The organism is Kribbella sp. NPDC050459, assembly GCF_040655315.1.
GTDB lineage: Bacteria > Actinomycetota > Actinomycetes > Propionibacteriales > Kribbellaceae > Kribbella.
The window spans coordinates 57,664-80,881 of the sequence record NZ_JBFAJQ010000014.1 but is presented as its reverse complement, the minus strand read 5'-3'; the positions used below and the strand labels follow the sequence as shown (position 1 = coordinate 80,881).

28 protein-coding genes are annotated in these 23,218 nt (G+C 68.2%); 11 read left to right on the top strand and 17 right to left on the bottom strand.

What is annotated here, in order from left to right:
- Positions 1-460 precede the first annotated feature (460 nt).
- The gene (locus AB0I12_RS34095) at positions 461-772 is read right to left on the bottom strand and encodes an EthD family reductase (protein ID WP_359937718.1); all 312 of its coding nucleotides are present in this window, start codon (positions 770-772) and stop codon (positions 461-463) included.
- 155 nt (positions 773-927) lie between these two features.
- On the opposite strand from AB0I12_RS34095, the gene AB0I12_RS34090 reads away from it, so the two are divergent.
- From AB0I12_RS34090 to AB0I12_RS34060, 7 genes are all read left to right on the top strand, one after another.
- On the top strand, positions 928-1,281 hold the full coding sequence (locus AB0I12_RS34090) for a helix-turn-helix domain-containing protein (RefSeq protein ID WP_359937716.1): 354 nt from the start codon (positions 928-930) through the stop codon (positions 1,279-1,281).
- 133 nt (positions 1,282-1,414) lie between these two features.
- Positions 1,415-1,879 carry a DUF6228 family protein gene (locus AB0I12_RS34085; protein ID WP_359937713.1) on the top strand — a complete coding sequence of 155 codons (465 nt, stop codon included), beginning with the start codon at positions 1,415-1,417 and terminating at the stop codon, positions 1,877-1,879.
- A gap of 124 nt (positions 1,880-2,003) precedes the next feature.
- The gene (locus tag AB0I12_RS34080) at positions 2,004-2,810 is read left to right on the top strand and encodes a hypothetical protein (RefSeq protein ID WP_359937710.1); all 807 of its coding nucleotides are present in this window, start codon (positions 2,004-2,006) and stop codon (positions 2,808-2,810) included.
- Positions 2,811-3,305: 495 nt separating this feature from the next.
- Complete coding sequence (locus tag AB0I12_RS34075) at positions 3,306-3,803, top strand: hypothetical protein (RefSeq protein WP_359937708.1); 498 nt, start codon at positions 3,306-3,308, stop codon at positions 3,801-3,803.
- 99 nt (positions 3,804-3,902) lie between these two features.
- The gene (locus AB0I12_RS34070) at positions 3,903-4,670 is read left to right on the top strand and encodes a phosphotransferase (protein WP_359937705.1); all 768 of its coding nucleotides are present in this window, start codon (positions 3,903-3,905) and stop codon (positions 4,668-4,670) included.
- Between the two features lie 76 nt (positions 4,671-4,746).
- Positions 4,747-5,367 carry a hypothetical protein gene (locus tag AB0I12_RS34065; RefSeq protein WP_359937702.1) on the top strand — a complete coding sequence of 207 codons (621 nt, stop codon included), beginning with the start codon at positions 4,747-4,749 and terminating at the stop codon, positions 5,365-5,367.
- Positions 5,368-5,742: 375 nt separating this feature from the next.
- Positions 5,743-6,696, top strand: coding sequence for a cyclase family protein (locus AB0I12_RS34060; RefSeq protein WP_359937699.1), 954 nt, complete (start codon positions 5,743-5,745; stop codon positions 6,694-6,696).
- 92 nt (positions 6,697-6,788) lie between these two features.
- On the opposite strand, the gene AB0I12_RS34055 is transcribed toward AB0I12_RS34060, so the two are convergent.
- From AB0I12_RS34055 to AB0I12_RS34045, 3 genes are all read right to left on the bottom strand, one after another.
- Positions 6,789-7,280 (bottom strand): hypothetical protein, encoded by a 492-nt coding sequence (locus AB0I12_RS34055; protein ID WP_359937696.1) that lies wholly within the window; start codon positions 7,278-7,280, stop codon positions 6,789-6,791.
- 72 nt (positions 7,281-7,352) lie between these two features.
- Positions 7,353-7,898, bottom strand: a complete 546-nt coding sequence (locus AB0I12_RS34050; RefSeq protein WP_359937693.1) for a hypothetical protein — start codon at positions 7,896-7,898, stop codon at positions 7,353-7,355.
- Between the two features lie 53 nt (positions 7,899-7,951).
- Entirely contained in the window at positions 7,952-8,578 is a 627-nt protein-coding gene (locus AB0I12_RS34045; RefSeq protein WP_359937690.1) for a macro domain-containing protein, read from the bottom strand.
- A 111-nt stretch (positions 8,579-8,689) separates the two neighbouring features.
- Here AB0I12_RS34045 and AB0I12_RS34040 point away from each other — a divergent pair, with 111 nt between their 5' ends.
- Positions 8,690-9,457: a hypothetical protein gene (locus AB0I12_RS34040; RefSeq protein ID WP_359937687.1), complete on the top strand. Its 768-nt coding sequence runs from the start codon at positions 8,690-8,692 to the stop codon at positions 9,455-9,457.
- A gap of 244 nt (positions 9,458-9,701) precedes the next feature.
- Here AB0I12_RS34040 and AB0I12_RS34035 read toward each other — a convergent pair whose 3' ends face one another.
- From AB0I12_RS34035 to AB0I12_RS33985, 11 genes are all read right to left on the bottom strand, one after another.
- Positions 9,702-10,268, bottom strand: coding sequence for an AAA family ATPase (locus AB0I12_RS34035; protein WP_359937684.1), 567 nt, complete (start codon positions 10,266-10,268; stop codon positions 9,702-9,704).
- 32 nt (positions 10,269-10,300) lie between these two features.
- Complete coding sequence (locus AB0I12_RS34030; RefSeq protein ID WP_359937681.1) at positions 10,301-10,660, bottom strand: YciI family protein; 360 nt, start codon at positions 10,658-10,660, stop codon at positions 10,301-10,303.
- Positions 10,661-10,826: 166 nt separating this feature from the next.
- Positions 10,827-11,312, bottom strand: a complete 486-nt coding sequence (locus AB0I12_RS34025; protein ID WP_359937678.1) for an AAA family ATPase — start codon at positions 11,310-11,312, stop codon at positions 10,827-10,829.
- A gap of 378 nt (positions 11,313-11,690) precedes the next feature.
- On the bottom strand, positions 11,691-12,245 hold the full coding sequence (locus AB0I12_RS34020; RefSeq protein ID WP_359937675.1) for a dihydrofolate reductase family protein: 555 nt from the start codon (positions 12,243-12,245) through the stop codon (positions 11,691-11,693).
- Positions 12,246-13,298: 1,053 nt separating this feature from the next.
- Complete coding sequence (locus AB0I12_RS34015) at positions 13,299-13,730, bottom strand: GNAT family N-acetyltransferase (protein ID WP_359937672.1); 432 nt, start codon at positions 13,728-13,730, stop codon at positions 13,299-13,301.
- Positions 13,730-14,332 (bottom strand): D-Ala-D-Ala dipeptidase VanX, encoded by a 603-nt coding sequence (vanX, locus tag AB0I12_RS34010; protein WP_359937669.1) that lies wholly within the window; start codon positions 14,330-14,332, stop codon positions 13,730-13,732. The genes AB0I12_RS34015 and vanX overlap by 1 nt, the downstream gene beginning before the upstream one ends.
- Positions 14,329-15,396: a D-alanine--(R)-lactate ligase gene (vanA, locus tag AB0I12_RS34005; protein ID WP_359937666.1), complete on the bottom strand. Its 1,068-nt coding sequence runs from the start codon at positions 15,394-15,396 to the stop codon at positions 14,329-14,331. The genes vanX and vanA overlap by 4 nt, the downstream gene beginning before the upstream one ends.
- Positions 15,389-16,381: a D-isomer specific 2-hydroxyacid dehydrogenase family protein gene (locus AB0I12_RS34000; RefSeq protein ID WP_359937663.1), complete on the bottom strand. Its 993-nt coding sequence runs from the start codon at positions 16,379-16,381 to the stop codon at positions 15,389-15,391. The genes vanA and AB0I12_RS34000 overlap by 8 nt, the downstream gene beginning before the upstream one ends.
- Before the next feature lie 9 nt (positions 16,382-16,390).
- On the bottom strand, positions 16,391-16,822 hold the full coding sequence (locus AB0I12_RS33995) for a VanZ family protein (protein ID WP_359937660.1): 432 nt from the start codon (positions 16,820-16,822) through the stop codon (positions 16,391-16,393).
- Positions 16,823-17,057: 235 nt separating this feature from the next.
- Positions 17,058-18,185: a peptidoglycan bridge formation glycyltransferase FemA/FemB family protein gene (locus AB0I12_RS33990; RefSeq protein ID WP_359937657.1), complete on the bottom strand. Its 1,128-nt coding sequence runs from the start codon at positions 18,183-18,185 to the stop codon at positions 17,058-17,060.
- Complete coding sequence (locus tag AB0I12_RS33985) at positions 18,182-18,775, bottom strand: M15 family metallopeptidase (RefSeq protein ID WP_359937654.1); 594 nt, start codon at positions 18,773-18,775, stop codon at positions 18,182-18,184. Before AB0I12_RS33985 ends, AB0I12_RS33990 begins: the two co-directional genes overlap by 4 nt.
- A gap of 87 nt (positions 18,776-18,862) precedes the next feature.
- Between AB0I12_RS33985 and AB0I12_RS33980 the strand changes: the two genes are divergently transcribed.
- Positions 18,863-19,537 carry a response regulator transcription factor gene (locus AB0I12_RS33980; protein ID WP_359937651.1) on the top strand — a complete coding sequence of 225 codons (675 nt, stop codon included), beginning with the start codon at positions 18,863-18,865 and terminating at the stop codon, positions 19,535-19,537.
- A complete protein-coding gene (locus AB0I12_RS33975; protein ID WP_359937648.1) occupies positions 19,530-20,624 on the top strand; it encodes a HAMP domain-containing sensor histidine kinase in 1,095 nt (364 codons plus the stop codon). Before AB0I12_RS33980 ends, AB0I12_RS33975 begins: the two co-directional genes overlap by 8 nt.
- A 3-nt stretch (positions 20,625-20,627) precedes the next feature.
- Here AB0I12_RS33975 and AB0I12_RS33970 read toward each other — a convergent pair whose 3' ends face one another.
- The gene (locus AB0I12_RS33970) at positions 20,628-21,275 is read right to left on the bottom strand and encodes a dihydrofolate reductase family protein (RefSeq protein ID WP_359937645.1); all 648 of its coding nucleotides are present in this window, start codon (positions 21,273-21,275) and stop codon (positions 20,628-20,630) included.
- Between the two features lie 78 nt (positions 21,276-21,353).
- Entirely contained in the window at positions 21,354-21,836 is a 483-nt protein-coding gene (locus tag AB0I12_RS33965; protein ID WP_359937642.1) for a DUF1990 family protein, read from the bottom strand.
- Between the two features lie 65 nt (positions 21,837-21,901).
- Between AB0I12_RS33965 and AB0I12_RS33960 the strand changes: the two genes are divergently transcribed.
- Positions 21,902-23,191, top strand: a complete 1,290-nt coding sequence (locus tag AB0I12_RS33960; RefSeq protein ID WP_359937639.1) for a family 43 glycosylhydrolase — start codon at positions 21,902-21,904, stop codon at positions 23,189-23,191.
- Positions 23,192-23,218 lie beyond the last annotated feature (27 nt).

The following is a 23,218-nucleotide window of genomic DNA, read 5'->3' as shown; positions in this document are numbered from 1 at the left end:
GACCTGAGTGACTACCGGCTTGAGCCGCAGATCTTGAGCAGCAGGGGATCGTCGTTGGGTTCGGCAGGCTGCGCGGCGCCGGCCGCGCCAGAGCAGCGAGGACCGTGTGTCAGTTCACCTGGACGGCGATCGCCCGCACCGGCGTCCCCGCCGGGGAGTCCCGACGTAAGGTCGACCTTCGATATCAGCGGCATCGGCGGGCTCTCGTCCAGATCCTCGGATGCTCCCGATCGAGGCGAGACCCGAAAGCCCGGCCGAACCTCAGGCCGACACGCGTCCGTACCCCGCGTGCCCCTCAGCCGCCGCCCAAGCAGGCAACCGCGCTTTCGTGACGAAGCTCCCGGCCACGCGAGGCGCCGCCAGAGCCCTAGCTGTACAGGGGCCGCGGGCTCCCGGATCTGCCGAAGAGAGTACGGGCACGGACTCCGCGAACATGGCGCACCGCGGATACGGCGGTGTCTCAGCAGGCGCCGTTCTGCACCGGAAAGTGCATGACGACCACACCACCGGTCGCGTAGTTGGCGACATCGGCAGACGCCTCGCGGCCCTGCGGAGACGACCTCGCCGCGGTCAGGGCCGCAGCGTCAGCGAACTCGGCCTCGAAGACCGCGAAGTACGGCGTCTGCCCCTGCGTCGCTGTCACCTCGAAGCTGTAGCGAAACGCGAGCAGGCCCGGCATGCGCGCGACCAGCGGGAGGTGCTTGCTCACGTAGTAGTCGCGGAAATGATCGGGATCGGCCGGCTCGGGATACAGAACCAACAGCTTGTGCACAACAACCTCCTTCAGGGGCGTGCGACCAGCGATCGGTCGCACGACCCGGTAGTAATCGCCTCCCGAAGCCGCTCCCAAGCGCTTCGGAAATCGAATCGATGAGCGATACGATAGTGTGTCTGATATCGAAGCAGCAAGAGGGGACGGTACGACGGATGGCGGCACCCAGGCCGGGACGGGCGGTCCGAGGGTCGAGCACCGGCCGCCCACTGATGGCCGCCCTCGACCTGCTCGGCCGTAGGTGGAACCTGCGGATCGTCTGGGAACTGCAACATGGGCCCGTCGGGTTCCGTGCGTTGCAGGAGCGCTGCGACAACATGTCCTCCAGCGTGCTGCGGCAACGGCTGACCGAGCTGGTCGACGCCGCCCTCGTCGAGCAGCATCCGGACACCACCTACGCCCTCACCGAGCTGGGCAACGGCGTCTACCGCGCGCTGCGCCCGCTCGTCCGGTGGTCCGCAGAGTGGGCCGCGACCCTCTCCGCCGCCGATTCCGAAGACACCCACTAGCGAACTGCTGGCGTACTTCGGAACCCGTGGCATAGACATCCCGGGCGCCCGGGATCGAGCGGCCCATCGGCATCCGCGCGGATCGCGGCAGATCGGTGCGTTTCGCGCCACCGGCTCGTGCGATCATCGCGCCATGCTGCATGTGTCTGAGGGCGGCGCTGCCGTTGCCGTTCGGTGGAGTAGCGGGGATCGCACGGCGGAGATCGAGTTCGCATCCCCGCGCTTTCGGTACCGCGATGCCTCCGACCCATTCCTGGCCTCCGACGACATGGTCGAGTACACGGTTCGCGTCTCGGGAAACGGGCTGGCAGCAGAGATATTGGTGTTGAGTCTCGACACTGCCGGCAGCGGGCTGCCGGCGTTCCTCGAGCAATTGGGCGAGGACTTTCGAGGCTGGAACGGCACACGCACCTGGGAGAACCAGGACCGCGATCTCAGGGTCGAAGCCACCTGGTCGTCTCGGGGGCACGTCGAACTCCGCTGGTGGATCACGCCCAGCATCTACGACAAGTGGAGCGCCTCGGTCGTCGTGGAGATCGAGGCGGGTGCCGAGATGTCAGCCCTCGCCCACGAACTGTCGTCGTTCTTCGCCCTCTGAGCCGATGCCGACAAGCACGCTCATCGGCATGATCGCAAGGCTCACGTCAGCGCGGGCCGATTCGCGTAGCATCCTGCGGTGCGCTCCTCGTTTGAGTAGGCGGTGAAGACGGGATGGGTGACGGGTGAGGTTCGACTACCACGTTCTCAGTGTCGAGGTCGATGGCGTCGTCGATACGTTGGCCGTCCACACCGCGTACGTTGCCGGCGGCCATGATGGTGTCTACCTCCGCGTTGCGCGGAGCGCGAGGTTGCGCGACCTCGAGTTCCTCCGCGACCTTCCAGGTTTGCGCTACATCGAGGTTCTCGGGCCTGTTGTCGATGACTCCGCGGCGTTGCTGATCCCGGGAGTCGTTGAGGTGTGCCTTCTGACGCGGTGCAAGAAGGCCTTGCCAGAGCTGTCCGGTTCGACGGTCTCGAAGCTTGGCCTCGACAGCCGGCCAGGCCTTGGGCAGGTGGCCGTGATGGGTTTGGCTGAGTTCCGCGTGTGGGGCTGGCGTGGGACGGACTTTGCGTTCCTCGGCGATCAACCGCGCCTTCGACGACTCGAGGTGGAGGCAACCCGCCGGCTCGTGTCTCTCGAGGGTCTGCAGCACTGTCCACAGCTGGAGTACGTCGAACTGCTCGCCGTACGGGCGACAGCCCTGACACCGCTGGCTGAAGCACACCGGCTTCAGCATCTGTGGATCATCGGCAATTCGCGCATCACCGGCGAGGCCACGTTGGATCTGGCCGACCTGGCCGAGCTCCCTCAACTCACCGAGCTCCGCATCTGCTTCGGCGGCGCGATCGCTACGCTGGCGCCGCTGACCGGTCCCATCGGTCGTCACCTGAGAGACTTCCGCATCCGCGGCACCAGGGTCGACGACGGCGATCTCTCGCCGCTGGAAGTACTGCACCCAGCTGCGCGCGTTGTTGGACCCGACGACTGACTCCGACCAGGAGCTGCCAAGCAGAGACTGGCGCCGCAGGAGCGACAGCAACTGCGTGTACCGGGCGGTGTGTCAGGTGGCGGAGGCCATGTAGGCGGCGAGGATGTAGTTGGGTTGGGGGTCGAGGTAGGTGCGGGCGTGGTCGTAGCGCATGGTGGGTCGGCTGGCTGGCGGCCCGGGAAGCCTGCAACTCCAGTTCCTATCTGCGGTTGTCGCTCAACCTGAGATCTGGTCGTCGTCGCAGCCTTCTCGTCAGCACCCGCCGCAGCTCGTGCCGGTAGCCCTTCTCGCAAAGCTGCTGCGAGCGGCCGCGGTCGGCTGGAGGCGGTGCGCGTTGGGGCGAGTGAGGCACTGTCGTGGGGCAGACTGGGTCGGGTGAGCAGGTTCAAGCGGCGGCGTCGGCCGGCTGAGGGGCTGGTGGCTGAGGCGGCTCGGAATCCGGGTGGGTGGGTTTACGAGATCGACGGGGAGTGGGTCGACGATCCCAACGGGTACGTGCCGGAGGCGATTCGTGGGGGTTGGCAGGTCGACGACGCGGGGCAGATCACCGGTGACTTCGTGCCAAATGAGCGGCATGGGCGCCCGCGGGACGACTTCGAGCTGCTCACCGAGGCGGATCATTGGCTTGACTGGCTGGGGGATCAGCCCGGACGAGCGGTGCGCGACCGGATCGAGGAGATGCTGGCGGAGCAGGTCGACGGGGCCAAGGTCGAGTGGTTGAAGGTCATCGCGGAGCCGAGGTTCCTGACCGGCGGCAAGCCGCTGCCGGATGATCCGGGCAAGGCAAAGGTGGTGCGTACCGGTCTTGCCGTGGCGTTCGGGTTGTCGGTGGTGCAGCCGGATGGGCAGCGGGACGTGCTGACGGGGGTGTTCAGTCTGGCCGTGGCCGGGATGGACGAGCCGGTGGCGCGTGAGCAGTCCTGGCTCGATCTTGGCGAGACCATCGATCGGGCCGGGCCACTCCTGGAAGAACGGCTGCTGTCGCTCGGCTGAACGACGTACCCCAGCGCTCGTCGAGAGCTTCAAACGCGCGGGGATGTCGAGCTCGACGGTAGCGTGGGCGGCGTCACGGGTGAGGCGTTGGTCGGCGGTATGGCGAATGCGGGGGCGGTCTTTCGCCAGGGCGAGCTGGTGGAGCGGCCGGCGCCGCGCAACGCGTCCACTCTGCACGCGTATCTCCTTGCGCTGAAGGAACATGGCTTCGACGCGGCGCCGGTACCGGTCGGCCTTACGGACGATGGCCGTGAGCGGCTGACATTCATCCCCGGCGACGTGCCTCTGCCGCCGTACCCGGACTGGGCCATGACGAGGTCCGCCCTGGAAGCAGCTGGAAGCCTGCTGCGGCGCCTGCATGAGGCGAGCGCGGCCGTCGTGGTCGACCCCCAGATCGAATGGCCCCGGGACTTCGCTGATCCAGAGGGCGGAACGATGCTGTGCCACAACGACCTGTGCCCGGACAACGTCGTCTTCCGCGATGGCCGTCCGGTTGCCCTCATCGATTTCGACTTCGCGGCGCCTGGGCGCCCTCTCTGGGACGTAGCCATGACCGCCCGCTACTGGGTACCCATGAACGACCCCACATCCGCGGCCGCCGCCTACCCTGCCGGACTGGATGTGCCCACGCGGCTCCGGATCCTTGCCGACAGCTACGGTCTCGCACCGCAGGACCGCGCTGAGCTGCCCCGCGTCATCGAGCAGGCCACAGACGTCTGCCGAGCCTTCGTCGCGGCACGCGTGGCCGACAAGGATCCCGCCTTTCTCCAAGCGCTCACCGAACGCGGCGGCTGGGAACGCTGGGACCGCCTGCAGACCTGGCTGGCCGACAACCGCGAAACCTTCAAGACAGCGCTGCTGCGCTAAGTCGCCCCAACACCCGCCGGGTGCTTCTCGCTTTGGACCTGTATCTGGTCGACAGTGCCGGTGGGGATGAGCCAGAATGCGAGGCAAGGGTACGGACATCCACGGCGTCGTCGAGTGCCGCCCCGGTTTCGCGTTCCGTCCCGACGAGGACGACCCGTGGGAGTCGGCTGTCGACCTGAGCCTGTTGTACGCGGGACGCGACTACGACCTGTTCGGTTGTCTGTTCGGCGTTCAGAACCTCGCCGGCTTCGCCCCGGTAGCGGCCGAGCGAGGGCTACCGGCCGACGCCGCACGTCGTACCCGCGAGGACCTTGCCCAGTTCTCCGAGCAGGCGCACTCCGTGAGCTGGCTCGACGGGAGCGACCTGGCGGCGATCGACCTCGACGAGCCCGCGGTACGGGTCGATGCCAGGATCCACAGGTACATACGCGGCGCCGACAACGCGTGGGTGTACCACTCCAAGGCCGGTCAGGATCCCGCGTGGGCCGATAAGACGGGTCACAGTCTGGAGCGAGACGGTTCTGCGTTTCCCGAGGGCGCCGAGTGGTTGGTCGGTGATCGCCTCTACCGAGTGGAACGGCTGCGCCGCCGCGACGTGATCGGCGGCGAGTGGTCACCCGTGTTCGAGGTCATGCGGATCCTCATCGATCTGCACGGGCCTCGCAACGTCCGGCTCGTGGTCTGGTTCGACGCCTGACCGACCCCTGAGAGCGGATGCTCTTACTTCAGACGAAGTGCGTCCTCGAGGTCGGATACGCACGCGTCGTAGTGGCGAGCATCCAGATGTTCGAGAGTTCCGCACTGCATCTCAGCCTCGCCCGAGCTCCAGACCGTCAGCTGCCCTGCGATCTCATCCTTGCTGAGGATCAGCCAGGCTGCTGGCTTGTCGGTCAATGGGCCGTCGACGACTTCATGAACTGCCCCAGCCTCTGCCCAGCGTTCACGCCGTCCATGCCGCACATAGTCGCAGGCTTCGAGAGGCGAGTTCCAGCGATGGCGGCCGACCCGGTGGAGGGAGGGCGGGGATAGCCTGCCTTGGGGTGGTTTGGGTTGTGGGAGTGGAGGAGTTGGGATGGCGGCTGGGCGAGTGGTGCCGACTGAGGATGAGGTGCTCGGGTACTTCGACACGTTGTCCAACTGGGGACGGTGGGGGGATGACGACGAGCTCGGCACGTTGAATCTCATTACGGACGACGTACGGCTCGCGGCGGCTCGGGGGGTGCGGTATGGGCGGAGTGTGTCGTGTGCGTGGGAGGTCGCCGTACCGGAGGAGATGGAGCGGGCGACGACGACGTGCCCGTGTGCTGCGGATATGCCGGGTGCGGAGCACATGCCGGCGGCGTTTCACGCTGATCGGCACTGGGGGTTCTCCAACGAGCGGCTGGGGATCCTGTTCCACGGCGACACGATCACGCACCTCGATTCGCCGTGCCACATCTACTGGGACGGCAAGATGTACAACGGGCGCTCGCACTCGTTGGTCGACGCCGAGACGGGATCGGCGTGGGGCGCTGTGACGGCGGCGGCGGACGGGATCGTGACGCGTGGTGTCCTGCTGGACGTGGCGAAGGTTCGTGATGTGCCGTGGCTGGAGCCGGGGCAGGGCGTGTTCCCCGACGACCTCGAGGAGGCTGAGCGCTGCCAAGGGGTATGTGTGCAGCCGGGCGATGCGGTGCTGCTGCGGACCGGATACGGCCGCGCTCGGCACGAGGCCGGTCCATCGGGCGGTATCACGCAGGCCGGCTGGCATGCGTCCTGCCTGCCGTGGCTGCATGAACGCGGGGTCGCGCTGATCGGCGCTGATACTCCGCAGGACGTTCAGCCGTCGGGGTACGACGCCGTACTGATGCCGGTCCATGCCGTGAGCCTTGTCGCGATGGGGCTGTGGATGCTGGACAACTGCGACCTGGAGGCGTGCGCGGCGACGGCTGCCGAGCTCGGTCAATGGGACTTCCAGTTCGCGGTCGCGCCGGTCCGATTCGCGGGCACCTCCGGCAGTCCGGTCAACCCGATCGCCACGTTCTGATGGCAGTACGGCGCATTCGAGCGGGCTGAACTCGGTGGTCGTGGCCGGTATCTACTGTGCCGTTGTCCACAACGAGTTCACCAAGAAGTACGTCAGCCGGCTGTCGTCGATGCCGGCTGTGCCTTGTCGTAGTATCCGGGCTCGGCGATCAGTACGGATTCAAAGTAGTTGCCTTCGGCATCGTCGGGGTCTTCGGGGGTTGTCGGGCGCCAGAGGGCGAGCAGCAGGTCGGGGGCGGTGTACGAGTGTCCGTTCTCCTCTTCGAGGACTCGGGTCGTGCGGCGCAGGGCTTCGACGAGATCCGCGGCAGGGGTCTGGAAGATGTCCAGGCCGCCGTACGTCACGGCGACACCTGGGTCCGTCGGTCGCCCGAGTTCGATGGCCTCGGCACGATCGTCCGCGTCGAAGTACGCGCTGAGGAACAAGCCGCTCGGATGCGTCACGCACCATCCCGCTCGGTCACCTGCAGCCCGGCAGAGCACCTCCGGCTCACCGAACTGCCTCATCGTCGCGACGATTTCGTCGCCCGTCGCGGCGAGCTCGAGCCGGCCGGCGGACCTCGGCGGGTGCAGCTCGATAATCACCAGCTCATCATCTCCGGTCGCTGCCGCGGCGTGGAGCGGACTTGCGGATGGCGGGCGGTGTGTTCGGGATGCCTAGTCAGGGTCGGCCGCCGGAGTTCGGCGGGCGGTTCCGCGGTGCAGGGCGAGGTGGCCGCCGAGGAATCCTGCGCCGGCTATGACCGCGTTGCCGGCCAGGGCGAGTTTGGCGCCGGTTCGGTGGTTGCCGCGGAGGCGTGCGACGAGGGAGCTGGTGAAGAGGAGGATCGCGGTGTCGGCGCCGAGGGCGTGGACTGCGCCGATGCGGCGTTCGGGGCCTGAGAGGTCGGCCCAGTCCGCGGCGCCTGCGAAGGCGGTTGGCAGAGACGCGAGTACGCCGAATCCAGCGAGCAGGGTCGACGCGCGACGCGAACCTGATCCGCCGGTGAGGTCGAGGAGGGACGTGCTGAGCCAGCAGCCCGTCGTCACGTCGGTGAGCGGTGGATGGAGTGAGTGACCGAGTACGTCGCTGTGCAGCGGGCTGCGCTGCATCCGCTCGGTCAACGGCCCGTACGCCAGCTCCTGGGCGCGAGCGATCCGCTCGGCGACCGCGCTTTCCCCGACCGCTCGAGCTACGCGTTGCGGCAAGGACTTCGATGCCACGATTTCACGATAGCGCCGGGCGGCCCCGCCGTGGAAGGAGTCGAGATCCCGGCTCAGTGAAGCAGCGCCTCGCGGTGTGAGATGCGTGTGGTGGCCGGCAGGGACCGCATGCTGTAGGCGGCGGCCATGAGTTGTGCGGCACGGACCGGTGGTACGCGGCCGTATCCGGTGCCGAAGCCGGGCGCTGCGATGCTGCCGATTGTCGTGTCGCGGCTGACGGCCAGGAGGGCGGTCCAGAAGGCGTCGTGTACGGCGATGTCCATCCCGCCCGACAGCGGCATCGGCACGCGCATCGTCGGTGCATAGACCAGCCACCGGCAAGGGTCGTCGCCGGTAGCAATCATGTTCGCTGTTCCGACCGGTTGATAGCCGTGGTACTCGTCTGCGATGGCCGCCCAGACCGATCGTTGGACATCCGGCCAGTAGCCGGCGAGTGCCCGGTCGACACCGCCGTCCATCTGCCCGTAGCTGTTTCCCGCGGTCAGTACGGCGTCGACGTCCGGTAGCACATCCAGCAACGACCCTCGCCGTACGTCCACCACGCCTTCGTCGATCTGTGCGGCGAAGACCGCGCGCCACGCCGTGACGAGGTCGGCGTCGAGGTCGACCAGGAGCAGGTGAGGCGGCGTCGAACCGCCGTCCCGAGACGGCAGGTGGCGAGAACGTACGTCGTGGCTCACGGGGCCGATCGTATGACTCGTCGGCGACTGCTCGCGTAGACCTGGGCGGTGGGAGACTGAAAACTTCGATGTCGCGGCATCGGACTCGCGCCGGTGAAGGGGAGTGGTCGGGTGGCGGGTGACCTGGGTGGGACGACGGTGGTCCCTGATCTGACGGTGAACTTGGTCGCGGCCGCGATCGCTGCGGGAGCCGGATGGGCTTGGGTTCCGGTCAAGCGAAGGATCAGGACGCGGCGGGCCCGTGGTTTCTGGCGGATGTACCGCGGGCGGGTCGGGCCGAGCATCGTGATCGGCCGGCACGACACGTTCAAGGACTTCGAGCCGAGCGGGTTCGTGGGTGGCGGCGATGCCATGGCGTTGCGGGAACTGCAGCGGATCTTCGACGAGATCGGCATCGGTTCGCCCGACATCATCCACTCGAACGCGATCGACGCGAACCTCCTGAAGCAGAGCAACCTGATCGGTCTCGGCGGGCCCGACGGGAACTGGCTGACGCGGATCGTGCTCGAGCGCGTCGTCACCACCATTCGGCTCGGCAGGCCGGAGATCCACGAGATCGCGATCGAGGACACCGTCGAGAACGAGGTCTACACGCCGTGGTTCAGGCCGAGCTGGGACGAGGGCGTGGACTACGGGGCGATGTACCGCATCCCGAACTCGTTGTTCGGGAAGGAGGTGCTGCTGATCGCGGGAGCGTTCGGGTACGGCACGTGGGCGGGCGTCCGGTTGCTCGCGGGCAAGGAGTTCCTGCGCCATCCGGCGGTGGCGGGGAACCGCCCGTTCGAGTGCCTGTACCGGGTCGATGTCGTGGGGCGCGATCCCGCGCGCGTCGAGATCCTGACGGTCCGAGAACTGGCCGTCAGCCCTACCCCGACCTGACAGACCCGCCGCGACCTGATGGGACCCGACGTTTCGGGACCTGACGTTTCGGGACCTGACGGTACCGGTCACGTCAGATCCCGCTGCGCTCGTTGGCTCCGCGTCGCGCCGTACCGGTCGGCTGAGCTTAGTGCCGTACCCGTCGGGTGTGCGTCACGCTGCACTGGTCGGTCTGCGGTGTGTCCAGCGGGAGTGCGGGGGATACGGCTGTCCGGCGTCGATCAAGAAGTTGCGCGTGTGGTGGTCAGGATTTGGTGGGCGGAGGTTTCTGGGGTCTGGTTGGTGGTGTCCACCCACAGGTCGTAGTGCATTCCGTCGTGTACGCGTGCCTCGGACCAGCGGGAGAGCCCGCTGGGTTCTTGCGGGTGACCTCCCGGCGTTCGAGTTCGGCCAGGTCGCAGCGGACTCCAACCGTGAGTACGTCGAGGTCTGCGAGGGTTGTGAACCAGTGGTCTCTCACCTCGGGGCCGAGCATCATCTCGTCGACGATGACCGGATTGCCCGCCTGGACGAACTCGCGGACGGCGCGGTGGAAGCCTTGCAGCATGCGTAGTCCGATCGGCCCGTACGCGATTCCGCACACGGGTTGGCCGTTGTCGTCGGGCAGGTCGACGTACTGGAAACCCTGCGCGCGATGAGTCCCCATCGAGCCGCCGGCCCACTGGGAGGGGACCATCGCGAAGCAGGTGTCCAGACCCATCAGCAAGTACGGCTCGTCGAGGGCGTCTTGTAGTGCGGTGCCGAGCGTGGTCTTGCCGGCGGACGAGGCGCCGTTGAGGAAGATGACCGAAGGCTTGGAGGTTCGCGTCACCCGCATGAGGATATCCGCGAGGCGCGATCAGCTCAGATGTCCAGCTCCGGATCGCGCATGAACTTGCGGACGTCCTGGGCGCAGCGGCAGGCGGTGGCCTGTTTGGCGGCCCACTGGAGCGCGTCGTCGCGGGTGGGGACCTTGACGATCATGAAGCCGCCGATGAGCTCCTTGGTCTCCGGGAACGGGCCGTCGGTGACCAAGCCATCGGTGGCGACGACGGCATGCTCCACGTCGTTGTTCTCGTAGTCCAGGCCGCCGCCGAACACGTACACCCCGGCGTCGATGGCCTCCTGGACCACCGCGTGCGCGGCCTTGCCCACCACGGGCCAGTCCTCCTCCGCGAAGTGGTCCATCGAACCCTTCTCGAACGAGATCAGGTAATGCGGCATCTCATCACTCCTGTCCGGCGGCCGATCCGCGCCCGCCTCTCACTGTGCAACGAACGCCGCACTGCGAATCCGACATGCTGCCGGCCGGATACACAGGCGGTCGCGGGTAGATCTGTTGGGCGCCACCAGCACATCCGGGTACGCCGTCGTACGGCTGGGGCCGCGATCAGGAGTCGGCGAGCTTCAGGACGGCGTCGACGACTTCGCTCAACGGGCGTGCGGTGTCGATGATCGTTCCTTCCGGCACGCCTGCTCTGGTGGCGTGCAGGCGAAGTATGAACTCCCTTTGCTGGGCGTCTCCGCCCCAAGCGCCCCGGTTGCGGAGTCTGTGCTCGAGGGTCTCGGCGTCCACGTCCAGCACGATCACCTTGTCGAAGAGATCGAGGAACTTGTGGAGGTTCCGCGATCCGCCGCAGAAGAAGGTGACCTCGTTCGTTGTGTCGGCGGCGAGTTCGCGGACCTTGGCGACGTCCCAGATGTGGTGCTCGTAGCGGATGTCGCCTTCGGTCGGCGTACCGGTTTCCGGGTTTCCCTGATAGGCCAGCTCGTTGTCGCCGTCCACGGCGTTGTACCCACGCCGCCGGAGTTCGTGGCAGACCGAACTCTTACCGGTCCCGGAACCTCCTTCGACGAGGTAGTTACGCTTCGCCATGCGCGCCATCGTAACGACCGGCGGTCACGCTTGGGTTGGCTCTCGGGGCGTGCGGGTCCGTTCGTTCCCGGAGCGGCCGTGGCGCAGTACGTCCAGCTCGCCGAGGGGCACTGGACGCGGCATCTGGGCCGGGACCATGGACGACCGCCGGCCCTGATCGTCGGCGGCAGACCCGGTGGTTGACCGCAGGGTATGCACAGCCGGGTTTGCTCGGGCTCTTGCCCGGCTGTTGTCTGCTGGCCGGTCGGCCGCGGCCCGCGTGCTTTCCGGTGCGAGCCCTGGGCGCGGGTCTTGCGTGTTCGTGCGAGCGGTCTGGGTCTGCGTGGTTTCGGGTACGGGCTGGGCCGGCCGCCCCTCCTCGTCTCTGTGTGGTGCGGTTCAGCGTTGGGTGCGGCGGTAGCGTTCGTAGATCAGGCGGGTGGCGACTGTTCTGGTCTCGATGAGGTCCAGGGGGATGGGCTTGGTGACCGGGGGCAGGAACGGGGTGCCGCCTCCGATGACGACCGGGTGGCGGAGCATGCGTAGTTCGTCGACGAGGTCGAGTTCGATGGCTGCTGCGGCTAGGGCGGCGCCGCCGATTCCGACGTGCTTGTCGGTCGCGGCTAGCGCTGCGGCGACCTCGTCGGCCAGTGGGGCGGTGGCAAGCCGGGCGTTGCCTTCAACGCTGTCCAGCGTGCGGCTGAAGACGACCTTCGGGAGGGCGCACCAGACCTCGGCGAAGGCTGCTCCTGGTTCGCTGTCTCTGAGCGACTTGTCCGTGTCCCAGACGAGCATGGTCTCGTACAGCCTGCGGCCGAGCAGCATGCAGCCCAGCTCGCTGGTCTCGGCGATATGGAAGCGGTACTGCTCGTCGTTCGAGTCGCCCCAGTCGAGCCCACCGTCGCGGTCGGAGATGTAGCCGTCTGCCGACACACCCATCGAGTAGATCAACATGCCGTCACCCCACCGTTGCCGAACCAGCTCATGCCACCACTCCTAGTCTCCGGCAGCTCGCTTCCGGCCACCTCTCACCTGTACTACGAACCGCCCGGCCCCGATCCGACAACCTGCCAGCCCCGAGATCCTCGGAGGCGCGAAGTTCGTCGCCGGCGTCGGCGTTGAGGCGGTGCTGTGCTCGTCCGGAGGCGTGGGGGCATGGGGAGGCACACGCGCGGGCCCGGGCGCATGCGCGGGCGGGCGAACTGGCGTGGGGCGGTGCCTGGCGTGGGCCAGGGCAGGGCCGGCGCAGGCGTGGGGGGCGTGAGGAGGCACACGCGCGGGCCTGAGCAGGCGCATGCGCAGGCAGGGCGACTGGCGTGGGGATGGGGCGGGCGTGGCGTGGGGCAGGGCGGGGCTGGCGCAGGTGGGAGCAGGCGTGGGGGTGTGGGGAGGCATGCGCGCGGGCCCGGGCAGGCGTCAGCGCACGCGAGGGAACTGGCGTGGGGCGGGGCCTGGCGTGGGAGCAGGGCGGGTCCGGTGCAGGTGGGAGCAGGCGTGGGGCATGGGGGAGGACGCGCGCGGGCCTGGGCGGGCGGGTGCGCAGGCGGGAGAACTGGCGTGGGGCTGGGCTGCGGCGGGGCGGGGCTGGCGCAGGAGTGGGGGCAGGTGGGAGGAGACGCGGGAGCACGGCGAGGCACACGCGCGGGCCCGGGCAGGCGCATGTGCGGGCGGGGAACTGGCGTGGGGCTGGGGGCGGGAACTGGCGTGGGGCTGGGACGGAGCCCGGCGTGGGGCAGGGCGGGATCGGCGCAGGCGTCGGGGCAGGTGGGAGGAGGTGCGGGAGCACGGCGAGGCACACGCGCGGCCCGGGCAGGCGAGGGAACTGGCGTGGGCTGGGGCGGGGCCTGGCGTGGAAGCAGGTGTGGGACTGGCGTGGGACTGGGCGGGGCCTGGCGTGGGACTGGGCGGGGCCTGGCGCAGGCGTGGGGGCAGGTGGGAGGAGGCGCGGGAGGATGGGGAGGCACACGCAACGATTCGACCGCCCACCTCTGGCGACTTAAATGCGGCCTACTTGAGGGTCCTCAGGAAGCGGGATGAGGTTGTGGACTGGTTGGTGTAGCCGTGGGATTGGTAGAAGGTGTGGGCGGGGGCGCGGTGGTTGGAGCTGGTTACTTCCAGGCGGAGGCAGCCTTGGGTGGTGGCGAAGGATTCGGCGGCCTCCAGGAGCAGGGTGCCTACGCCTTGGCGGCGGGCTTGGGATGAGACGACCAGGGCCACGATGCGGGCCCAGGTGCCTTCGCGTTCGAAGAACGGGATGACGTGGACGGCGATGACGCCGAGGAGACGGTTGTCTGCCTCGGCGACGTACGCCGCCCCGGCCGGGTCCTCGGCCCACGTCTGCAGGCGGGCTGCGGTGACGGCCGGGTCCTGCTGCGGATAGCCCAGTTCTTCGAGCAACGCGTCGATGGCGTCGGTACTGCGCGCCGGTCGGATCCGCATCACACGATCGGGAAGTCGAAGTACGTGTCGGGATACGGCTCGTCCTGCAGCGTGTAGTGCCACCACTCGTGGGCGCAGCCAACGAAACCGGCAGCCTCCATGACGGCGCGGAGGTGTTGCCGGTTCTGTGCCTCGAGCTCCGAGATTCCGGGTGCGCCGTGGTGCGAGATCGGGTCCATCAGGTCGTGGCCGCCGCCCATCGCCGCGAGCTCGCCGGTCCCCAACGAGTACAGCGTCAGGTCGACGGTGCTGCCCCGGCTGTGGCCGGATTTCACAGCCACGTAGCCCGACGAGATCATCTCGGCCCGTGCGATGTTCGGGTAGTGACGCGACTTCGTCCTGCCGTCTTCCGGCTGCGTCGACCAGCGCAGGAAGTGGTCCACGGCGCGCTGCGGCCGATACCCGTCCCACAGCAGCAGGCCGAAGCCGCGCGCCTCGGCCTTCCCCGATGCCGTTTCCAGCGCTGCGCACAGCGCCGTGGTTCCGACGATGCGGTTCGCCAGATACCCGTCCACGGGTTTCCCGACGAAGTTGTCCCAGGTCGCGTACTTCGCGTCCCACCGGATCCCCGGCACGTCGACGTACTCGAAGTCGATGTTCACTGGAGCTTCCCGGTCAGCGTCACCGACACGAGCCGGTCGATCACCTCGCCGAGCGGTACGCCGGCCGCCGCCATCATCCGGGGATACCGGCTGTACGACGTCATCCCCGGGAACGTGTTCACTTCGTTGAGCACCGCCCGACCGTCCGTCGTGAGGAACATGTCGACACGCGCGAGACCGCGGCAGCCGAGCGCGCCGTACACCGCCTTCGCCGCCTCCTGGACGAGCACCCGTGCCTCGTCCGGGATGTCGGCCGGAACGATCGGCGTCGAGTTCTCGGAGCCGCTCTCCGGCGAGTCCTCCTGGTGGATCTTGAAGAACCCATGGGTCAGCGCGATGTGGTCCAGTTCGCCGGTCATCAGATCCAGGTCGTTGCCCATGACCGCGCAGCCGATCTCACTGCCGACGACGGCCTCTTCGATCAGGATCTTCGAGTCGAACTGACGCGCGGTCTCCAGCGCGGCCGGCAGCTCGTCCCGATGCGAGACCTTGCTGACCCCGAACGACGAGCCCGACCGGGCCGGCTTCACGAAAACGGGGTAGGTGAACTGCTCGGCGTCGACCGGCTGATCTGCCGTGACGTTCCAGAAGTTCGGCGTCGCGATCCCCGCGCTCCTCGCGACTGTGTACGTGAGCGCCTTGTCCATGCACTGCACGGAGCTCTGGATGTCGCAGCCCACGTACGGAATGCCGGACAGTTCGAGCAGACCCTGGATCGCGCCGTCCTCGCCGCGCTTGCCGTGCAGAACGGGAAGCACCACGTCGAGGTTGATCGTCCGGTACTGCCCCACTCTGATTCGCGATCCCAACCGGTCGGACTCCAGGACGAGCAGGCCCTGCGTACTGCTGTCCGGCGACAGCACGACCGGGCTCGACTTGCCGATCTCCCAGTCCGGACCGGGACCGTCGCACAACTTCCAGGCGCCCTGCCGGGTGATCCCGATGTAGTACGGCTCGTACTTGTCCAGGTCGAGGTTCCGGGCGATCTCCTGCGCGGACTTGACCGAGACCGGGTGTTCCTCGGAGTCGCCGCCGAAGAGAATGCCGATCTTCAACTTATCCATGGTGCTCCCTGCTTCCGAAGTTCAGGCAATTGACGATGGAGTTCTCGACCGTGTCGCGGAGTGCGTGGTCGGTGTAGTAGGCGGTGTGCGGGCTGATCAGCACGTTGGCCAGCCGCTGCAGTCGCAGCAGCAGTTCGCTGTCGACGGGTTCGTTCCGCCGGTCGGCGTAGAAGATCCCTTCTTCGCCTTCGAGTACGTCGAGTGCCGCGCCGCCCAGTCGGCCGCTTTCGAGGGCGTCGATCAGGGCGGAGGTGTCGAGGAGTGCTCCGCGTCCGGTGTTGATCACGTACGCGCCGGGCTTGAGTTGCTCGATTCGGCGGCGGTTCAGCAGATGGCGGGTTTCCGCGGTGAGAGGCGTGTGGAGCGTCACGATGTCGCTCTGCAGCAACACGTTCTCGAGCGGGGCCCGTAGACGCTTGTCGTAGGCAACGACTTGGCAGCCGAAGCCTTGCAGCCGGTCGATCACCGCGGTGCCGATCCGGCCGGTACCGACGACGCCGACGGTCAGGTCGCGCAGTTCCCGCCCACGGATCGGTTCCAGGCGGTAGTCGTGGGCGTCGGTGCGGCGGAGGATCGATCTCATGTTGCGGATCGCCATCAGCATGAGCATCACCGTGTAGTCCGCGACGCTGTCGGGGGAGTAGGTGACGTTGCCAACCGTGATGCCGAGTTGTTCGGCGTACTTCACGTCGATGTGGTTGCAGCCGATGCTTCTGGTGGAGATGTACCTGACGCCGGCGCGGCTGAGTGCGCGAAGCGTGGGGTTCGTGACTCGGGTCTTGTGGCCGACGCTGATGCAGCTTCCGGCGACCAGGTCGATGGTGGCCTCGGAGATCGGTGCTGCGGTGATGATCGGGGTGATGCCGAAGCGTGCCGACAGCTCCTGGAACAGTGCGGCTTCGTCCGGCTCGCATCCGAAGATCGTGATGCCCGCGAGCCGTTCGGCACTCCGTACGGCGGTCCCTGCCGGTTCGCTGTAGGTCATGCCTTCAAGTCAAGGCGAGGTGGTGTTGCCGGTCCGTATCCGGTTTTCGATATGCCCACGAAATGTGGGGTGCCACCAGGGGCGTGAGGCCAGCGCTGCCAGCCCGGCGCCGAGTGCGTTGAGCAGTACGTCGTCCACCGACGTCACTCGGTCGAGCCGCAGGACGTACTGCGCGAGCTCGATCAGCAACGAGCAGCCCGCCGCGAGGCCCAGGACCCGCGGGATCGACGTCAGCCTCGCGAACCGCAGGGGAGCGAAGAAGCCCAACGCTGCGAAGACCAGTAGATTGCCGACAATCTGCAAGGGTGACATCGACAACAGATCGCGCAATGGAATCAGGCTGAGCCGGCCCGGGACCTCACCCGCCCCGCTGCCCGGCAACATCGTCATCCAGACCCAGGGCACCGTCCCGTAGACCATGCCCACGTCGGCGACCGCCATCCACCACACCCACGCCGACGTACGCCGCGGGACCGCGGACTTGGGCGCGGGGTCCGGCGGGGATGCGGGGGTGTGGTGTGGGGTTGACGAGGTAGGCGTGTGGGTTGGTTTGCGGGTGCTTCGGCGTAAGGCCAGTGTGCAGGTGAGGAGTATGGCCAGTGGGGCGGTTGCGGCGGTCAGCAGCGCTACGCCGGTGTAGGTGCCGAGCAGGTGGTGCCAGTCGCTGATCATCGTGCTATTTCCGCTTGCTTCTCAGGTGTTCGCGTCGCCTCATGTACAGGTCGAAGGCGCGGTACATCACCGGCCGCAGCGGCAGGTCCCACTCGCCGACGTACCGCACCGCCTGGCCGCCGGTGCCGACCTTGAACTGGATGAGCCCGACGTGCGGATCGTCGGCGGAGAGCGTGGGCGTGATGCCGCGCAGGTCGTAGACGTCGCACCCGGCCGCCAATGCGTCGCGGATCATTGCCCACTGGCAGGCGTTCGAGCCGCGGACGTCGCGTTTCTCGGTCGCGGAGGCGCCGTACGAGTACCACGCGTACGCGCCGATCCGGACCAGGATCGTGGCGGCGACGAGGTCACCGGAATGATGTGCCAGGTAGAGCTTGATCCGCTCGGGATCCTCAGCGCTCATCGCCGCGAACATGGTCTCGAAGTACGCGAGCGGCCGGGGCATGAAGTGATCGCGCGCAGCCGTATGGACGTACAGATCGTGGAACGCCTTCAGGTCGTCCCCGACCGTGACCTCGACACCCGCCTTGGCCGCCTTCTTGATGTTGCGACGCCAAAGCTGGTTCATCCCCCTGAGTACGTCGTCCTCGCTCCGCCCGGCCAGCGGGACCTCGTACTTGAACTGCGGCTGACCCGCGCCGAACCCGTCCTCCGGGCTCTGCGGCAACCACCCCGCCGCACTCAGCTGGCTCGTCACGCGAGCGCCCATAGCATCAACGGCACCAGGCACCTCGGTAAGCCGCCCAACCTCCGGATCGGCGATCCCCGCCTTGACCTGATCGGCGCTCCAACTGTGCGTGCGCAACGGCGGCACAAGCCGGATCGCGAACGCCCCCTGCGCCTTCAGGTATGCCGCCAGCGGATCGAGCCACCCGCTGAGATCACCGGTCCAATCAATGGACGGCCCCTCGGGCAGATAGGCCAGCGTATGCCGTTCGAGCCGCGGTACCGGCCGATGCAGAACCAGCCCGGCCCCAACGAGCCGCGGGCCGTCATACCAGCCGAGGGACTCGCTCCGCCACTCGGTCTTCACACGGCCCCACGCCGGCGTCTGCAGGAAGCTGGCCGACCGCTGCGTGCCGATGTACGCGAGGTGCTCGGCAGAGCTGATCGGCGTGACGCTCAGCGTCACCCCTGCATCCTCGGGTCGTGCGTCGGGTCGGCGTACCGCGGCGGGCAACCGCGGGAGATGGCCTCGGGCCGCAGCTCGTAATGCCACGGCTCGTTGTCGTAGATCTGGCACAACCCGTACCGCGCGCCGTGCTCGGCCAGCCAGGCCGTGGCGTCGGAGCGCCCGATGTCGATCGCCTGCCCCAGAACATGCGGGGACGTGATGGGCGTGGCGACCCAGCGGGCCGCTTCCTCCATCGAGCCGTACTTCGAGACCGCGTCCCGCAACAGCTGCTCCTGGTACGCCGGTGTGCGCCACCCGCTGTTGACGTAGAACTTGACCCCGTCGTTCCCGGCGTCCGTCGCGGCCCGGCGCAGCGCGCCGAGCAGGGCGGGGTCGAGGTTGCCGACCGCCGGGATGTGGTCGTCGAAGACCGTCAGACCCTCGGGTACGGCGCCGTCCGCCTCGCCGAGGGCGGCGCCGGCCGAGAACGACGGGAACGCCAGCGTCTGATGGACGAACACGCCGATGATCGCCACGTTCGCGACGACGAGGGCCGCGCGGATCGACAGTCGGGTACGGCGGCCTGGTGCCGGTGCGCTGACGGACATGTGGCCAGTCAAATCGGCGCGGTGTTGCCGGCGCGTATCCGGTTTTCGATACGTGCGCGATATGTGCCGCCTCGTACTATCGAGGATGTGCGGGTGCTGATTGTGGAGGACGAACCCGAGATGGCCGACGCCATCCGCGACGGCCTGCGCCTGGAGGCGATCGCCGCGGATGTGGCCGGTGACGGCGACACCGCGTTGGAGCTGCTGAGCATCAACACCTACGACATCGCCGTTCTCGACCGCGACATCCCGGGCCCGTCCGGCGACGAGGTCGCCAAGCGGATCGTTGCCTCCGGCAGCGGTCTGCCGATCCTGATGCTGACCGCCGCGGACCGGCTCGACGACAAGGCGTCCGGGTTCGAGCTCGGCGCCGACGACTACCTGACCAAGCCGTTCGAGCTGCAGGAGCTCGTGCTGCGTCTGCGCGCCCTCGACCGGCGGCGCGCGCACAACCGCCCGCCGGTGCGGGAGATCGCGGGGCTGCGCCTGGACCCGTTCCGCCGCGAGGTCTACCGCGACGGCCGGTACGTCGCGCTGACCCGCAAGCAGTTCGCCGTACTCGAAGTGCTGGTCTCCGCCGAGGGCGGTGTCGTCAGCGCCGAGGACCTCCTGGCACGAGCCTGGGACGAGAACGCCGATCCGTTCACGAACGCCGTACGGATCACGGTCTCGGCGCTGCGCAAACGCCTCGGTGAGCCGTGGCTGATCGCGACAGTGGCCGGTGCCGGCTATCGCATCGACACGGGGCCGAAGCATGGTTAGGGAGCCCGGGCTGAGCGTCCGGCTCAAACTCACGCTCACCTACGCGGGATTCCTGATGCTGGCCGGCGCCTTGCTGCTGGCTGCCGTCTGGGCGTTCCTGCTGCGGTACGTGCCCGATCGGGCGATGCTCATCGTGCCCGACGGGATCGACGACGGCGTCTTCCCGGTCCGCTCCGTGCTGCTGCGCACGTTCGCGCCGCGGGCCGGCGTCGTGCTCCTGGTCCTGCTGATCTTCGGTCTCGCGGGCGGGTGGCTCCTGGCCGGCCGCATGCTCGCCCCGCTCACCCGGATCACCGACGCCACCAGGCTGGCCGCGACCGGGTCGCTCTCGCACCGGATCCGGCTCCCCGGGCCGAGCGACGAGTTCCGCGAGCTTGCCGACGGGTTCGACACGATGCTGGCGCGGCTGGAAGCGCATGTCAGTGAGCAGCAGCGGTTCGCGGCCAACGCGTCGCACGAGCTGCGTACGCCGCTGGCGATCACCCAGACCTTGCTCGACGTCGCCCGTAACGACCTGAACAGCGACAACCGCGTCCTCGTCGACCGTCTCCGGGCCGTCAACAACCGCGCGATCGACCTCACCGAGGCGCTGCTCCTGCTCAGCCGCGCCGACCAGCGGTCGTTCACGCCGGAGCCTGTCGACCTGTCGCTGCTGGTGGAGGAGGCCGTCGAAACCTTGCTGCCGCTCGCCGAGAAGCGCGGTCTGACGATCGAGGTCTCCGGCGGCATCGCCATGGCCGACGGCTCGCGTGCGCTGCTGCTGCAGCTGACGACGAACCTCCTGCACAACGCGATCGTGCACAACCTGTCCGACCACGGCACCGTGTGGATCACGACCGGCGTTCGCTCCGGCACCGCGGAGCTGGTCGTCGAGAACACCGGCGAGGAGCTCTCGCTGCGGCTGGTCGCCACGCTCATCGAGCCGTTCCAGCGCGGCGCCGAGCGGACCCGCACCGATCACGGCGGCGTCGGGCTGGGCCTGGCGATCGTCAACACCATCGCCCGCGCCCACGGAGGGAGCCTGGCGCTGATGCCGCGGATCGGCGGCGGGCTGCGGGCCACCGTGCACGTGCCCGCCGCCCGGTAGGTCTCAGGCCTTCTTGAGGGTGAACGTCAGGTGCGTGACACCGCTCGGGGACGCGACCACCTCGACGGCGTACCTGTCGTCGAGCGCCTCCAGGCCGTCCCACAGCCGCACGCCGCGGCCGAGCACGATCGGGACCTGCGCGACGTGCAGGTAGTCGATCAGGCTTTCGGCGAGGAAGTCCCGTACGACGGTGGCCCCGCCCCCGACGCGGACGTCGGCGCCGTTCGCCGCGGCCTTCGCCTGCTCGAGCACCTCGGCCGGGGTCGCGTCGACGAAGTGGTACGTCGTACCGCCCTCCATCTCGACCGACGCGCGCGGGCGGTGGGTGAGGACGAAGACCGGTGAGTGGAACGGCGGGTTCGGGCCCCACCAGCCCTTCCAGTCCGGGTCGTCCTGCCAGCCGGGCGGGCCGAACTTGCCGGCGCCCATGATCTCGGCCCCGATCCCCGGATCGTGCTGCTCGGCGTACGCGTTGTCGACGCCGAGCGTGCCGCCGGGCAGCCCGTCCGCGGCGTGGAAGAACCGCGTTCCGACCAGCCACTCGTGCAGCCGCTCCCCGGCATGCCCGAACGGCGCCTTGAGCGACTGGCCGTCACCCGTGCCGTACCCGTCCAGCGAAATCGCGAAGTTGTGAACCCGCACCTCGGACATCTGCAGCTCCTTCACATCACCGGCACCGCCTCCCGGCGCCCTCACAAGAAGGTCGGAGCCAACCACCCCACCTTGACATCACCGCGAAAGAGCCCGGAAATAGCGCCTCCGGTAGAACCGCTGGGCGAGGAGCGCGACGGGGTAGGCGACTCGCCACGCGCCGGGCGCCGCCTGGGTTCGGGAGCGGATCGTCAGCTGGACGGAGCCGTCCGGCCGCCGCTCGACCAGGAAGGTCTCCGTGCCCCGGACCGGATGCCCGCTGAGCGTGCCGTAGGTGAAGCCCTTCAGCCTCGGCTCGTCGACGACCTCGAGGATCTCGACGGGTTCGTGCACGCGGAACGGGCCCAGGTGGGCGACCAGCCAGTAGCGGTCTCCAGGAGTCACGCGGTCGACGACGGCGGACTCGACGGAGAAGCCGCTGCGGGTCTTCACGCCCCAGCGCAGGACCTCCGTGGAGGCGAAGGTCCACAGCGGCGATCCGTGGCCGAGACGCACGGTGCGCTCGTACCCGCGCCGGGTGCCCTCGTACGTCGCCGCAAGCTCCGGCAAGGCTGGTCTCACACCGCTCATCATGAACCTTTTTGCCGGTACTTCACCGTTGAAATGAGTCTGATTAGCGTGCGCGCATGGAGATCAACAGGAGAACGGTTCTCGGCGGTTTGGCGGGGGTTGTCGGCGCGGCGGCGCTCCCTTCCACGGCGGCGTACGCGGATGCGGGGCGGTACCCGGCGGCCTGGCCCCAGCCCGAGCCGTACGGCGCGGCCGACACGCGGCTGGATCTGTGGCCGCGGGACGACAACTCCTTCGTGCTGCCGCTCGAGCTGCGGCCGCGCGACGCGGAGCTCGGCCGGGTGTGGATGCGCGACACCTACGTGAACTGCTTCAAGGTCAACGGCCGCCCGCTGTACGTCGCGACAGGTACGACGCGCGTACCGGGCCTACCCGCGGCCGGACCGTGGAACGACGGCATCTTCGTCTGGACAGCGCCCTCGTTGCACGGGCCGTGGAAACTCGCCGACACGACCGGGATCCGGCCCGACGCCGAGCGGGGCAAGGTCTGGTCGCCCGAGTTCGTCGGCGAGAACACGCCCGGCCGCACCGTCGTCGCGCCGTGGCAGGAGTACTGGTACGACACCCAGTTCGGCAAGCGCGGCCAGGCCTGGGCGCCCGAGCTGCACTACTTCCGCGACACCTGGTACATCGTGGCCTGCATGGGCGATCACTCCCGCAAGGTCGGCTCGTTCCTGCTGATCAGCGAGGGTGGCGTCGAAGGACCGTACCGCCTGGCCGAAGGCAACCTCAATAAGCCGTTCGGGGACTCCTTCATCGGCGGACCGGGCTTCATCCTGCCCGGCGCGTACCACCACATCGACGGCGGCCTGTACTCCGAGGGCGACCAGGCCTGGCTCGTCCTGCACAACAACCTCTACGCGCAGTTCCGCGACGACATGGAGGACATCGTCCCGACGACCGGTCTGCCGGCGTTCCAGCAGAGCCCGTACACGCCCGAGCCGTACCTGGAGGGCGCGTACGTCTTCAAGCACGGCGGGAAGTACTACCTCCTGCACGCCGCCTGGGACCGGGCGTCGACGAACCCGGACGGCACCGCCCGGAACGCCTACGACCCGCCGGCGCCGGGCCGTGTCCAGTACCAGTACGACCTGATCATGGCGGTCTCCGACCACTTCGAAGGCCCGTACTCACACAGGTGGACAGCCGGTGTCGGTGCCGGCCACAACAACATCTTCACCGACGCCGCCGGCCGTTTGTGGGCGACGTTCTTCCGCAACCCGGCCGCCGGCTACTGGGCGGATCCGGCCCGCGCCGGCGACGCCGCCATACCAGGCGTCGTCCGGATGGAGTGGACCGGCCCGGACACCAACCGCCTCTACGTGCAGCGGCGGAAGAACGCCTGATTAGAACGCGGGGCCCTCTCACTGAGA

Bases quoted from the DNA above. Each gene is read 5' to 3' on its own strand.
- AB0I12_RS34015 (WP_359937672.1), bottom strand. From the start codon at position 13,730: ATGCGGATCCGACCGGCGCGCAGTACCGACGCCATCGACGCGTTGCTC.
- vanA (WP_359937666.1), bottom strand. From the start codon at position 15,396: ATGGATAAGTTGAAGATCGGCATTCTCTTCGGCGGCGACTCCGAGGAA.
- AB0I12_RS34020 (WP_359937675.1), bottom strand. From the start codon at position 12,245: ATGTTGATCTACTCGATGGGTGTGTCGGCAGACGGCTACATCTCCGAC.
- AB0I12_RS34000 (WP_359937663.1), bottom strand. From the start codon at position 16,381: ATGACCTACAGCGAACCGGCAGGGACCGCCGTACGGAGTGCCGAACGG.
- AB0I12_RS34085 (WP_359937713.1), top strand. From the start codon at position 1,415: ATGCTGCATGTGTCTGAGGGCGGCGCTGCCGTTGCCGTTCGGTGGAGT.
- AB0I12_RS34090 (WP_359937716.1), top strand. From the start codon at position 928: ATGGCGGCACCCAGGCCGGGACGGGCGGTCCGAGGGTCGAGCACCGGC.
- AB0I12_RS33995 (WP_359937660.1), bottom strand. From the start codon at position 16,822: ATGGCGGTCGCCGACGTGGGCATGGTCTACGGGACGGTGCCCTGGGTC.
- AB0I12_RS34070 (WP_359937705.1), top strand. From the start codon at position 3,903: ATGGCGAATGCGGGGGCGGTCTTTCGCCAGGGCGAGCTGGTGGAGCGG.
- AB0I12_RS34065 (WP_359937702.1), top strand. From the start codon at position 4,747: ATGCGAGGCAAGGGTACGGACATCCACGGCGTCGTCGAGTGCCGCCCC.
- AB0I12_RS33985 (WP_359937654.1), bottom strand. From the start codon at position 18,775: ATGTCCGTCAGCGCACCGGCACCAGGCCGCCGTACCCGACTGTCGATC.
- AB0I12_RS33975 (WP_359937648.1), top strand. From the start codon at position 19,530: ATGGTTAGGGAGCCCGGGCTGAGCGTCCGGCTCAAACTCACGCTCACC.
- AB0I12_RS34025 (WP_359937678.1), bottom strand. From the start codon at position 11,312: ATGGCGAAGCGTAACTACCTCGTCGAAGGAGGTTCCGGGACCGGTAAG.
- AB0I12_RS33960 (WP_359937639.1), top strand. From the start codon at position 21,902: ATGGAGATCAACAGGAGAACGGTTCTCGGCGGTTTGGCGGGGGTTGTC.
- AB0I12_RS34060 (WP_359937699.1), top strand. From the start codon at position 5,743: ATGGCGGCTGGGCGAGTGGTGCCGACTGAGGATGAGGTGCTCGGGTAC.
- AB0I12_RS34030 (WP_359937681.1), bottom strand. From the start codon at position 10,660: ATGCCGCATTACCTGATCTCGTTCGAGAAGGGTTCGATGGACCACTTC.
- AB0I12_RS33970 (WP_359937645.1), bottom strand. From the start codon at position 21,275: ATGTCCGAGGTGCGGGTTCACAACTTCGCGATTTCGCTGGACGGGTAC.